The sequence below is a fragment of the Arsukibacterium sp. genome (assembly GCF_041616895.1).
In the GTDB taxonomy this organism is placed as follows: Bacteria; Pseudomonadota; Gammaproteobacteria; order Enterobacterales; family Alteromonadaceae; genus Alishewanella.
In genome coordinates this window covers 41,877-53,567 of record NZ_JBFJPY010000009.1, presented here as the reverse complement: position 1 = coordinate 53,567, position 11,691 = coordinate 41,877, and the positions used below count along the sequence as shown (strand labels likewise).

Here is an 11,691-nt window from a genome sequence, read left to right as displayed (position 1 = left end):
CTTCTTCAATACCATGGAAGACTCTGGTGCACTGCCGATTGAAGTTGATGTAAATAATCTGGAAATGGGCGATATCATCGATATTCTGCCATTCGAAGGCAAAGTAGTCCGTCATGGCACGGATGAAGTGCTGGCTGAGTTTACCCTGGCAACCGATGTGTTAATTGACGAAGTGCGCGCCGGTGGCCGTATACCGTTAATCATTGGCCGTGGTTTAACTGACCGTGCCCGTGAGTTTTTAGGCCATGGTCCGTCTGATAAATTCCGTCGACCGTTGCCAAAAACTGATTCAGGTAAGGGCTTTACTCTGGCCCAGAAAATGGTTGGTAAAGCCTGTGGCGTAACCGGTATTCGTCCGGGCACCTATTGTGAGCCAAAAATGACCACTGTCGGCTCGCAAGATACCACCGGCCCGATGACCCGCGATGAGTTAAAAGACTTAGCCTGTTTAGGTTTCTCAGCCGATTTAACCATGCAATCATTCTGTCACACCGCCGCTTATCCTAAGCCGGTAGACGTTGACACGCACCACACGCTGCCGGACTTTATTATGAACCGTGGCGGCGTTGCGCTGCGCCCGGGTGATGGCATTATTCACAGCTGGTTAAACCGGATGTTACTGCCCGATACCGTCGGTACCGGTGGTGACTCGCACACCCGCTTCCCAATTGGTATTTCGTTCCCGGCAGGTTCTGGTCTGGTGGCGTTTGCCGCTGCAACCGGCGTAATGCCGCTGGATATGCCAGAGTCAGTATTAGTGCGCTTTAAAGGTGAGATGCAGCCGGGTATTACCCTGCGTGATTTAGTGCATGCTATTCCGTACATGGCGATTCAGAAAGGCTTGTTAACCGTTGATAAGAAAGGCAAGAAAAACATTTTCTCTGGCCGTATTCTGGAAATTGAAGGTTTACCAAACTTAACCGTCGAGCAGGCGTTTGAGTTATCAGATGCTTCTGCTGAGCGCTCTGCGGCTGGCTGTACTATCAAGCTATCTGACTCGTCTATTGCTGAGTACTTAGAATCAAACATTGTTATGCTGAAGTGGATGATTTCTGAAGGCTACGGCGATGTGCGCACTATCGAGCGTCGTATTCAGGCGATGCAAGCCTGGCTGAAAGATCCGCAGTTAATGTCTGCCGATGCTGATGCTGAATACAGCGAAATTATCGAGATTGACCTGGCCGATATTAAAGAGCCGGTACTATGTGCACCAAACGATCCGGATGATGCACGCTTACTGTCTGAAGTGGCAGGCGATAAAATCGATGAAGTGTTTATTGGTTCCTGTATGACCAACATTGGCCACTTCCGCGCTGCGGGTAAGTTGCTGGATAAATATAAAGGCCAATTGCCAACCCGCTTATGGATAGCACCGCCGACCAAGATGGACCAGGCGCAGTTAACTGAAGAAGGCTACTACAGCATTTTCGGTAAAGTCGGTGCCCGCACTGAAATGCCAGGCTGTTCACTGTGTATGGGTAACCAGGCACGGGTAGCCGAGAACTCCACGGTAGTATCGACTTCTACCCGTAACTTCCCGAACCGCTTAGGGCAGGGTGCTAATGTTTACTTAGCGTCAGCGGAGCTGGCAGCGGTTGCGTCTATCATTGGTAAGTTGCCAACCGTGGCTGAGTATCTGGAATATGCGAAGCAAATCGATGCCACGGCGGCCGATACGTATCGTTACCTGAACTTCCATCAGATGCCGCAGTACACCAAAAAAGCAGATAACGTGATTATCCAGCAAGCGGTGTAATCGCCTCTGTTGTGCTAAAGGCCTGCAACTGCAGGCCTTTTTTATGATTGGAATTTATGTATGGAATACGATTTTGTTTTTGATCGCACAACCCGCCAGTTCAGCATCCGGCTCTCTGGCGAACATGAGGTGTTAGGCCGGTTTTTGCTGGATGAATTTGGCCAGCAGGCCGAGGCTTATACGGCACTTTTGCAACAACTGACTTCACTAAAACCTCAGCAAAGTATGCGTTATCAGGGCAGGGAGTTTTTGCTGGAGGTTGATAACAGCGAAGTAACGTTAAGCAATAACAGTCTGTTTTATCAAAGTACCGATGAGCAAGCTGGCCAACTGCAAGCGCTTGCTGAAGACGACTTACAGCTGGACGAGCACGACATGACCAGTCAGTGTGGCCTGGAAGATTTAATAAAACTGCTGCGGGAATGGCAGCAGTTTTTAAAAGATTGACTTACGGATGTTACTGCACATTTAGCGGGAATAAACGCACCTTTATGGTGCGTTTTTTGTTTTAAAGAAGTGGGTTTTTTGTCTAAGTTATTAATATATAGATATTAATCAAAAGTGGCACAAGGTTTTCTTGTATTAGCTGCAATCGCAGAAGATTAGTACATAAGGAAACCATCATGAAGCTTGTTTGTGCCATCATCAAGCCGTTTAAACTGGACGATGTTCGCGAAGCTATTGCAGACATTGGGGTAGAAGGTTTAACGGTAACTGAAGTAAAAGGCTTTGGCCGTCAGAAAGGGCATACCGAATTATATCGCGGTGCTGAATATCAGGTCGATTTCCTGCCAAAAGTTAAATTGGAAATTGCGGTATTAGACGATCAGGTCGATAGGTTGCTCGAAGCAATTCAGCAAGCTGCCCACACCGGTCGCATTGGCGACGGTAAGATTTTTGTTTACGAGCTGGAACGTGCGGTACGGATCCGTACTGGCGAAGCCGACGCTGAAGCGATATAAGGAGCCCTGTCATGCAAGAACAAATTTTTCACCTCCAATATGCCATGGACACCTTTTACTTCCTGATTTGCGGAGTATTGGTTATGTGGATGGCCGCTGGCTTCTCTATGCTGGAAGCTGGTCTGGTCCGTTCGAAAAATACCACAGAAATTCTGACAAAAAACGTCGCGTTATATTCGATAGCCTGCATTATGTATATGGTATGTGGGTATGCGCTGATGTATGGCGGTGAGTTTTTCTTAAGCGGCATTAATGCAGTCGATGTTGATGCTACCCTGACCAGTTTCACTGAGCGTGAAGATGGTTTTACTGGTGGTGCAGTATATTCAACTGCCTCAGATTTTTTCTTTCAGGTTGTGTTCGTGGCCACCGCTATGTCAATTGTTTCAGGTGCGGTAGCCGAGCGCATGAAACTGTGGGCTTTTCTGGCATTTGCGGTTGTGCTCACCGGTTTTATCTACCCGATGGAAGGTAGTTGGACCTGGGGTGGCAACGCCGTTTTTGGTTTATACACCCTTGGTGACTTAGGTTTCTCTGATTTTGCTGGCTCGGGCATTGTTCATATGGCGGGTGCATCTGCGGCGTTAGCCGGGGTGTTGTTGCTTGGTGCGCGCAAAGGCAAATATGGCAAAGACGGAAAAATTAATGCAATACCAGGCGCTAACATGCCATTGGCAACCCTGGGCACCTTAGTGCTTTGGATGGGCTGGTTTGGTTTCAATGGTGGTTCAGTGTTGAAGTTAGGCGATATCAGCAATGCCAACGCCGTGGCTGTGGTGTTTTTAAATACCAACGCTGCCGCCGCTGCTGGTGCCGTTGCCGCGTTAATATTGTCTGTCGTGCTGTTTCGTAAAGCCGATTTAACCATGGCATTAAACGGGGCTTTGGCAGGTTTAGTCGCCATCACTGCTGAGCCATCAACCCCTACGCCATTGCAGGCTACGCTGTTTGGTGCTATTGGCGGTTTGTTGGTTGTAGCATCAATCATTGGCCTGGATAAGCTGAAAATCGATGACCCGGTAGGTGCCATTTCGGTACACGGTGTGGTGGGTTTACTCGGCTTGTTATTGGTACCCGTAACCAACAGTAACAGCAGCTTTACCGGTCAGCTGATTGGTGCAGCAACCATATTTGTCTGGGTATTTGTTACCAGCTTGATCGTATGGTACGTGCTTAAACTGGTGATGGGTATCCGGGTCAGTGAGCAGGCAGAGTACGAAGGCGTGGATGCCTCAGAGTGTGGCATTGAAGCCTATCCTGAGTTTGTCTCGTCGGTAAAGTAAGCAGCCTGGAAAGAGTCGGTGGGACTTTCCGGGAGCGGGTTGGTGATGCAATACCAGTAACAACAGGTAGTGCATCAGCCAGCTGAACTTAGCCACCACACTACGTCTATCCTTGTCCATTGTCGAATAGTTTGACGCCCCGTGGTAATTACTGCGGGGTTTTTTTATACCCTTCGTACTTAACGCTGTAGCTTTATTGAATTCACTCACTCGGCCCAATTACATAGACAAGCTATGCTCATGGGCATTCGCTTACTTGTCGCCTCACTGCAGCGTCAATGACTATGGGGAGGTGATTTATTTGTGACGGGTGACTGCTGGAGCGTAGAGGGTAAAATTTCCTTTGTGCCAGAAAAGCGAAAGGCCGCAAACTGCGCGGCCACTTTCGGTTCTGTTTCAGCTAATCCTTACTGTTACTCATCCTGAGTAAGTCTTCCCTGGCTCCATCCCGGAGGGTCCAGCGGCATCATGCCGGGTCCTGCTTTCCTTAACTACTACCACCGTGTAATAGTAAACTCGTCCTGAGTTGGTCCTGTGTCATCCCTGTTGTTCTGCGTGTGTGAATCAAGCAAAACGGCCATCCTGGCGCTGCATCCTGTAATATCATCCTGATATGCCGTGCCATTCCCTGAGCGTGTCCTTTAATCTTCCTTGTGCTATCCTAGCCTTGATTTGCTTCCTGCAAATCTGACTGACGTCCTGTCAGCTGTAATCCGTTGACAGAACTATTATGCAATGAATAACGGTTGGCGGGGACATGATTTAAGAAATAAACCGGTTGTAATAATATTGTAAGACAAAAATATTTTGAAAAATGCCATACACATCATATATTTAAGTTTTATCCTTGTTTTATGGTGTGCAGAAAATAGCGTTTAAACTTACCTTTTTGTGAGATATATCTCACACGGCAATCAGGTTTTCGCCTTCGGATCTGGCAAACAGACAACCCAGCTAACAATGTTAACCAGAAAAACTATATTCAGGGAAGGAAATGGCAAGAGAACAACTAGGCATCTGCGCAGAGGCTAATTTACATGCCAGCTATTTGCTGTTTAATGCGATAGAGGGGCATGAAGCCCCCTTGCGGCAAAAGCTGGCGCGGGTGGCTCAGTTGCTGGCTCGTTTAGCGGAACACTTTTCAGAAGCACAGCTGACCGGTGTGGTTGCTATTGGTGCAAACTATTGGGATAGCTTGTATCCGGGAGCACGGCCGCTAGGGTTGCAACCCTTTCCTTTACTGGCCAGTGACCATCTGGCTCAGACTGAAATATGGGCTGATTTATTTATTCAGATCCGCTCTGACAGACTGGATGTCAATTACATTGCCTGCCAGCAAATATGTCAGATAGTAAAGAATCATGTGGATTTACTGGAACAACTTCAGGGCTTTCGTTATCTGGATGGCCGGGATTTGACCGGGTTTATCGACACCCCTCATAACCCGAAAGGCAGCCGTAAGCGGCAATTGGCATTGGTTGACGCGATAAAACAACCCGTATTTGCAGCAGGCAGTTATCTGTATTTGCAACGTTGGCATTATGACATGGCGCATTGGCAACAACTGGATATCTGCCAGCAGGAAGAGATTATGGGGATTAGTAAAATAGAGGGTATGCTGTTGACGCCGCCCCGCTTACATCAAAACAGTCATACCTTAACCAGCCGGCTGGGAAATATGGAAAGTACACCCTTGCTAGTGATGCAAAATATGCCTTTTGCCCAGCATAATAGTCAGGGGTTAATCAGCTTAAGCTTTGCGGGTGAGCCAGAGCGTTTCAGCCAGCAATTACATTATCAACTTGGTTATCGGCAAAACGATCCCGAGAATTCAGAGCCAACGAACAATCAGTACGATTTACTGTTTGATTTCTGCCACACCGATCTGTGTGCCGCTTTTTTTGCGCCATCACTCAGTTTTCTGGAGATGGCATGCCTGCCGGCCAGTGGTTAATTACCCGGCTATACTTTTTCAAACAATTCAGTAACTTTACCCAGGGTGAAATTAATATTTTTTACGCTGATCGGCGCAATAAATATGGTGTCATCACCTGCGATGGTCCCAAGCACCCCTTCTGCTTTACCCACAGAATCAAGCAAGCGGGCGATCAGTTGTGCGGCGCCAGGGCTGGTACGGATAATAATCATGACATCGTTGTGTTCAATATCCAGTACCAACTGACGCAACGGGCTTTTAGTCGTTGGTACGCCCAACTCCGGAGGCAGACTATATACCATTTCCTGCCGGGCGTTACGGGTGCGCACGGCGCCATATTTACTGAGCATTCGTGATACTTTTGACTGACTGACATTATCAAAACCATCATTTTTTAGGGCATCAACAATTTCACTTTGTGAGCCAAAACTTTCTGTTTTCAGTATTGCTTTGAACGCCTGAATTAAGGCTTCCTGCTTCGAGTGTTTTGTCATGATTGCTGTTTCTTGTTGTTGAGAGCTGGCTAATAGTAACAAATTCGGCTCATCAGTACAGTTTGTCAGGTAAACAAGACGAAAATTGGCTAAAATGGTTAGACTTTAGGCTTAAGCCGTTTGTAATTACCGCGCCATTTCAGTATTGTTGGCGCGTTTCAACTTACCCTGACATATGGAGAAAATCATGAAAGTTGCCGTATTAGGTGCTGCCGGCGGTATTGGGCAGGCATTGTCGTTATTATTGAAATTAGATTTACCCGCGGGTACTGATCTTGCCTTATACGATCTGGCGCCTGTAACGCCTGGCGTTGCCGTTGATTTAAGCCATATCCCGACTGCAGTAACCGTAAAAGGTTATGGCAAAGAGAATTTAAATGATGCCCTGGTCGGCGCTGATATCGTCATGATCCCTGCAGGCATGCCCCGTAAGCCTGGCATGGACCGTTCTGACTTATTTAATATCAATGCTGGTGTGGTAAAAACTCTGGCCGAAGCGATTGTGCAGCAATGCCCTAAAGCATTGGTCGGTATTATTACTAATCCTGTTAATACCACGGTGGCAATTGCCGCTGATGTGTTTAAAAAAGCTGGTACTTACGATCCGCGTCGCTTGTTCGGTGTGACCACGCTTGATGTGATCCGCGCTGAAACCTTTATCGGTGAGCTAAAAGGTAAAAATCCAAAGGATGTCACGGTACCGGTTATCGGTGGCCATAGCGGCACGACTATTTTACCACTGTTATCTCAGGTCAACGGTGTCAGCTTCAGTGATGATGAAGTGGCATCGCTAACCCATCGCATTCAAAATGCCGGCACTGAAGTGGTTGAAGCTAAAGCCGGTGGTGGATCGGCTACCCTGTCGATGGGTCAGGCTGCTGCCCGGTTCTGCTTATCGCTGATTAAAGGTTTGCAGGGCGAGTCGGTTACTGAATATGCTTATGTAGAGGGCGATGGCGAACACGCACGCTTTTTTGCACAGCCATTGGTGCTCGGTAAAAATGGGGTAGAGAAATTGCTGCCAATTGGTAAGCTTAGCAATTACGAACAAAAAGCGATGAGCGATATGTTGGGCACTTTAAAAGCCGATATTACGCTTGGCGAAGAGTTTGTTATTAATAACTAAGATTCTGGCACAAATGCAAAAAGGCGCTTACCGCGCCTTTTTTATTGTCAGTAAACAGTGAGGTTACTAATGACTGCGAGAGACGGCCATATTGGCTAAGGCAATTAATGCCTGCTTGTACGCAGATTCAGGAATAGTATCCAGTGCCCGCCGCGCCTTTTCCGCTTCCTGCTCGGCAATAGCCCGGGTATAGCCGAAAGCATCAGTTTGCAACATCGCCGTTAGAATTTCATCTAAATGACTCATACCGTTGCCGTCAACAATAGCACTGCGAATAAGCGCTTGCTGAGTTGGCGTACCATGTTTGAAGGCATGAATTAACGGCAAGGTCGGTTTACCTTCTGCCAAATCATCGCCAATGTTCTTGCCTAGCTCAGCAGCATCTGCCTGGTAATCCAGCACGTCATCAATCAGTTGAAATGCCGTTCCCAAATGCATGCCATATTGTTTCATGCTGTTTACCACCGCTTCAGGTTGCTCAGCAATAATAGCGGCTAACTGAGTGGCAGCTTCAAACAGCTTAGCGGTTTTGCAGTAAATCACCTGCATATAGCTTTGCTCGCTGGTATCAGGATCATTGACGTTCATCAGCTGTAGCACTTCGCCTTCAGCAATGACATTAGTAGCATCAGCCAGAATTTGCATAATACGCATGTCGTCCAGCGATACCATCATCTGAAATGAGCGACTGTATAAAAAGTCGCCGACCAGCACACTGGCCTGGTTTCCAAACACCGCATTAGCAGTTTGCTTGCCGCGGCGCAGGGTTGACTCATCTACTACATCGTCATGCAGCAGGGTAGAGGTATGAATAAACTCGATAATAGCAGCAACGCTAAGATGTTTATTGCCCTGATAACCCAGGGCCCTGGCAGCCAAGACGGCAAGCAGCGGCCGCAAACGCTTGCCGCCACTATTGACAATATAAATACCCAATTGATTGATCAGCGCCACATCTGAAGTCAACTGAGAAAAAATGTGCTGGTTTACTGCGGCCATGTCAGCATCGCTGAGTTGGCGTATGTCGTCAAGCGTCATGAAAAAACAACTGCTAAACCCCAAGAATGGCGGTAATTCTACACTATAGTGGCGCTGAGCAGAAAGGGAAACTCGATCCTTTTCACCGATGTTTGACCACTACGAGATCTTTTTAATAATTGTGCTTGCGGCTATGTTATAAATTGCGTACAATTCGCGCCCTGTGATTTGAATTAAACACGCCCCTGATGCCTCAATTAAATAGAGCATAGCGCAGGCGTGGCTTGTACGGAGTTAACTATGTACGCGGTTTTCCAAAGTGGTGGCAAACAACACCGTGTGACGGAAGGTCAAACGCTTCGTCTAGAGAAACTAGACTTAGAAACCGGCGCAACGATTGAATTTACCCCGCTGATGATCGCCAATGGCGAAGAAATTAGCATCGGTGCCCCTTTAGTTGAAGGTGGCAAGGTAGTAGCGGAAGTGGTCAATCATGGCCGTGGCGATAAGCTTAAAATCGTTAAATTCCGTCGTCGTAAACATTCACGTAAACAGATGGGTCACCGTCAGTGGTTTACTGAAGTTAAAATTACCAGCATCAGCGCGTAACAGGAGTATCGACACATGGCAAGTAAAAAAGGTGTAGGTAGCACTCGTAACGGTCGCGATTCAGAATCTAAACGTTTAGGTGTTAAGCGTTTTGGTGGTGAGTCGGTATTAGCTGGTAGCATCATTGTGCGTCAACGTGGTACTAAGTTCCACGCTGGTAGCAATGTAGGCATCGGTAAAGACCATACTTTATTCGCTTTAACTGAAGGTAAAGTGAAGTTTGAAGTAAAAGGCGAGTACAACCGTAAATTCGTTAGCATCGTTAGCGAATAAGTAAAACATATTGAAAAAACCCCGCCTGGTGCGGGGTTTTTTTATAAATTTTCTCCCCTCCCAATCACATGGGTTATACTTAGCGGCTACGGCATGCGCCTTTGTTTTTTATAGTGGATCAGGACACAACACATGAAGTTTGTAGATGAAGCGATAATCCGGGTTGAAGCCGGCGATGGCGGTAACGGAATTATCAGTTTTTTACGCGAAAAGTTTATCTCTAAGGGCGGCCCAAACGGAGGCGATGGCGGAGATGGCGGTGACGTGTACCTGATTGCTGATGAAAACCTGAATACTCTGGTCGATTTTCAGTTTGAAAAGTATCACAGTGCTGAGCGCGGCCAAAATGGTGGCAGTGTAAATTGCACAGGTAAGCGCGGAGTAGATCTAGAACTGCGGGTGCCGGTAGGTACCAGGGCCGTAGACATCGACACCGACGAAGTGATTGGTGATTTAACCACCAATGGCCAAAAGCTGATGGTAGCAAAAGGCGGTTGGCACGGTTTGGGTAATGCCCGTTTTGCCAGCAGTACTAACCGTGCACCACGGAAAAAAACTAATGGTACACCTGGTGAAATCCGTAATCTGCGATTGGAATTATTATTGCTGGCAGATGTTGGTTTACTGGGATTGCCTAATGCCGGTAAATCTACCTTGATCCGATCCGTATCAGCAGCGAAACCAAAAGTGGCTGACTATCCGTTTACTACTCTGGTACCCAATCTTGGCGTAGTAAGGGTTGAAGCACACCGTTCTTTTGTTATTGCCGATATTCCTGGACTAATTGAAGGCGCGGCTGAAGGTGCAGGCTTAGGTATCCAGTTTCTAAAGCACCTGGAACGTTGCCGCTTATTGTTACATGTTATCGATGTATTACCAGCCGATGGCTCTGATCCGGCTGAAAATGCCAAAACAATTATTCAGGAATTGCACAAATATAGCAAAAAGCTGGCGGCTAAACCGCGCTGGTTGGTGTTTAATAAGCTGGATTTAGTATTGGATGATGAGCTGGAGCAAACTATTTCTGAGGTAGTAACTGCGCTTGACTGGCAGGGCCCGGTGTTTAAGATCTCGGCTGCAGGGCGCACCAATACCGAACGTCTGGCTGCTGATATTCTAAGCTACATAGAAGAATTACCAGCAGAACAAGTTGAAACTGAGGTTGCCGATCCTGTTCATTTTAAATGGGATGATTATCATGACGATGCGGCCACCGAGTTGGTTGATGATCTGGACGATGATGACGACTTTGACGACGATGATTACGATGTTGAAGTGATATATCAGCGCTGAGGTTTAGCATGAAAATTGCAATGGTAGCTGCAATGGCAAAACAACGCGTCATCGGCAAAGATAATAAAATGCCCTGGCACATGCCCGCTGATTTGCAGCATTTTAAAGCGGTCACGTTTGGTAAGCCAGTATTGATGGGGCGTAAGACCTTTGAGTCTATTGGCCGGCCCTTACCTGGTCGGCGCAATCTGGTAGTGAGCAGAACCATACCTGCAGAGACCCGTGGCGTTGAATGGTTTAGTAGTGTCGAGCTGGCGCTTGCAGCCGCATCTGGCAATAGCGAAGTAATGGTGATTGGCGGTGGTGAAATATACCGACAATGTCTGCCATTGGCGGACACCCTTTATTTGACTGAAATTGAGTTAATGGTAGACGGTGACGCCTTTTTTCCAGATTATCTGCAAGCAGCAAACTGGCAGCTGGTGTCCGAGGAGCAGCATCAGGCTGATTCTGCTAATCCCTATTCCTACCGTTTTCTTACTTTACAGCGAAATTAGTAGTCGTGAGGCATTTGCACAGGTTGTAACATGTTGCTAAGATGCTGGTTGACGATCCAGCTGAGGAGTAGTAAATGAGATTGGTGCCCACCTTATTATGCACAGCCGTATTAAGTGCCGCTGTTGTTATGTCGCCGGTAGCTGTCGCAGATCAACAGTTAGCCGCTTCAATGTGCGATTATGTTGCGGCTAACGATAGAAACCGTTTACGTAAAGTACTCAGTGACTACCGTTTACGGCTACGCAATATTTATGATGGTGTTGTTTGTAATGGCGAACCGTTAATCCGCCACGCTTTTAAAAGCAATGCTCCTGATGTTGGCGAATTTATTGTTAGACAGCTACCTGGCTCACAGGTCGCCGATTCTGGTGATATTGCCTGGGCTGAAAGCAACGGCTTTGCAGACTCACCGTTGCTGGCGGCATTAAAAGACCGCGCCGGTGCCGGTGATTAACGTTTAATAGAAGCAAAAAAAATCCGCTT

Annotated in this window: 13 protein-coding genes; 11 read left to right on the top strand and 2 right to left on the bottom strand. The window is 47.3% G+C overall.

Annotated elements, in window-relative coordinates; all coding sequences use genetic code 11:
- The 5 genes from ABY802_RS03185 to ABY802_RS03165 form a co-directional block, all read left to right on the top strand.
- Positions 1 to 1,756 (top strand): bifunctional aconitate hydratase 2/2-methylisocitrate dehydratase (locus ABY802_RS03185; protein ID WP_372625561.1); only part of this gene is annotated, 1,756 nt, incomplete at its 5' end.
- 60 nt (positions 1,757 to 1,816) lie between these two features.
- Positions 1,817 to 2,203, top strand: a complete 387-nt coding sequence (locus ABY802_RS03180; protein WP_372625560.1) for a YacL family protein — start codon at positions 1,817 to 1,819, stop codon at positions 2,201 to 2,203.
- A 176-nt stretch (positions 2,204 to 2,379) separates the two neighbouring features.
- The gene (gene glnK / locus ABY802_RS03175) at positions 2,380 to 2,718 is read left to right on the top strand and encodes a P-II family nitrogen regulator (RefSeq protein ID WP_019675062.1); all 339 of its coding nucleotides are present in this window, start codon (positions 2,380 to 2,382) and stop codon (positions 2,716 to 2,718) included.
- Positions 2,719 to 2,729: 11 nt separating this feature from the next.
- Complete coding sequence (locus ABY802_RS03170) at positions 2,730 to 4,001, top strand: ammonium transporter (RefSeq protein WP_372625559.1); 1,272 nt, start codon at positions 2,730 to 2,732, stop codon at positions 3,999 to 4,001.
- Between the two features lie 994 nt (positions 4,002 to 4,995).
- Positions 4,996 to 5,955 (top strand): Dyp-type peroxidase, encoded by a 960-nt coding sequence (locus ABY802_RS03165; protein ID WP_372625558.1) that lies wholly within the window; start codon positions 4,996 to 4,998, stop codon positions 5,953 to 5,955.
- Between the two features lie 8 nt (positions 5,956 to 5,963).
- Here the strand turns inward: ABY802_RS03165 and argR are convergent, their stop codons facing one another.
- On the bottom strand, positions 5,964 to 6,431 hold the full coding sequence (gene argR, locus ABY802_RS03160; protein WP_290620315.1) for a transcriptional regulator ArgR: 468 nt from the start codon (positions 6,429 to 6,431) through the stop codon (positions 5,964 to 5,966).
- A gap of 187 nt (positions 6,432 to 6,618) precedes the next feature.
- Here argR and mdh point away from each other — a divergent pair, with 187 nt between their 5' ends.
- The gene (gene mdh / locus ABY802_RS03155) at positions 6,619 to 7,557 is read left to right on the top strand and encodes a malate dehydrogenase (RefSeq protein WP_372625557.1); all 939 of its coding nucleotides are present in this window, start codon (positions 6,619 to 6,621) and stop codon (positions 7,555 to 7,557) included.
- Between the two features lie 66 nt (positions 7,558 to 7,623).
- On the opposite strand, the gene ispB is transcribed toward mdh, so the two are convergent.
- On the bottom strand, positions 7,624 to 8,595 hold the full coding sequence (ispB, locus tag ABY802_RS03150) for an octaprenyl diphosphate synthase (RefSeq protein WP_372625556.1): 972 nt from the start codon (positions 8,593 to 8,595) through the stop codon (positions 7,624 to 7,626).
- Positions 8,596 to 8,835: 240 nt separating this feature from the next.
- On the opposite strand from ispB, the gene rplU reads away from it, so the two are divergent.
- The 5 genes from rplU to ABY802_RS03125 all read left to right on the top strand — a co-directional run bounded on the left by rplU (position 8,836) and on the right by ABY802_RS03125 (position 11,662).
- Entirely contained in the window at positions 8,836 to 9,144 is a 309-nt protein-coding gene (gene rplU, locus ABY802_RS03145) for a 50S ribosomal protein L21 (RefSeq protein ID WP_019675068.1), read from the top strand.
- Positions 9,145 to 9,159: 15 nt separating this feature from the next.
- Positions 9,160 to 9,417, top strand: coding sequence for a 50S ribosomal protein L27 (gene rpmA / locus ABY802_RS03140; RefSeq protein WP_372625555.1), 258 nt, complete (start codon positions 9,160 to 9,162; stop codon positions 9,415 to 9,417).
- Positions 9,418 to 9,549: 132 nt separating this feature from the next.
- Positions 9,550 to 10,710, top strand: coding sequence for an Obg family GTPase CgtA (gene cgtA, locus ABY802_RS03135; protein WP_372625553.1), 1,161 nt, complete (start codon positions 9,550 to 9,552; stop codon positions 10,708 to 10,710).
- Positions 10,711 to 10,718: 8 nt separating this feature from the next.
- Positions 10,719 to 11,207, top strand: coding sequence for a type 3 dihydrofolate reductase (gene folA / locus ABY802_RS03130; protein WP_372625552.1), 489 nt, complete (start codon positions 10,719 to 10,721; stop codon positions 11,205 to 11,207).
- Positions 11,208 to 11,281: 74 nt separating this feature from the next.
- Entirely contained in the window at positions 11,282 to 11,662 is a 381-nt protein-coding gene (locus tag ABY802_RS03125) for a DUF3718 domain-containing protein (RefSeq protein ID WP_372625551.1), read from the top strand.
- Positions 11,663 to 11,691: the final 29 nt, after the last annotated feature.

Excerpts from the sequence above, each read along its gene's own strand:
- ABY802_RS03180 (WP_372625560.1), top strand. The coding sequence starts at position 1,817 with ATGGAATACGATTTTGTTTTTGATCGCACAACCCGCCAGTTCAGCATC.
- glnK (WP_019675062.1), top strand. The coding sequence starts at position 2,380 with ATGAAGCTTGTTTGTGCCATCATCAAGCCGTTTAAACTGGACGATGTT.
- ABY802_RS03170 (WP_372625559.1), top strand. The coding sequence starts at position 2,730 with ATGCAAGAACAAATTTTTCACCTCCAATATGCCATGGACACCTTTTAC.
- ABY802_RS03165 (WP_372625558.1), top strand. The coding sequence starts at position 4,996 with ATGGCAAGAGAACAACTAGGCATCTGCGCAGAGGCTAATTTACATGCC.
- argR (WP_290620315.1), bottom strand. The coding sequence starts at position 6,431 with ATGACAAAACACTCGAAGCAGGAAGCCTTAATTCAGGCGTTCAAAGCA.
- mdh (WP_372625557.1), top strand. The coding sequence starts at position 6,619 with ATGAAAGTTGCCGTATTAGGTGCTGCCGGCGGTATTGGGCAGGCATTG.
- ispB (WP_372625556.1), bottom strand. The coding sequence starts at position 8,595 with ATGACGCTTGACGACATACGCCAACTCAGCGATGCTGACATGGCCGCA.
- rplU (WP_019675068.1), top strand. The coding sequence starts at position 8,836 with ATGTACGCGGTTTTCCAAAGTGGTGGCAAACAACACCGTGTGACGGAA.
- rpmA (WP_372625555.1), top strand. The coding sequence starts at position 9,160 with ATGGCAAGTAAAAAAGGTGTAGGTAGCACTCGTAACGGTCGCGATTCA.
- cgtA (WP_372625553.1), top strand. The coding sequence starts at position 9,550 with ATGAAGTTTGTAGATGAAGCGATAATCCGGGTTGAAGCCGGCGATGGC.
- folA (WP_372625552.1), top strand. The coding sequence starts at position 10,719 with ATGAAAATTGCAATGGTAGCTGCAATGGCAAAACAACGCGTCATCGGC.
- ABY802_RS03125 (WP_372625551.1), top strand. The coding sequence starts at position 11,282 with ATGAGATTGGTGCCCACCTTATTATGCACAGCCGTATTAAGTGCCGCT.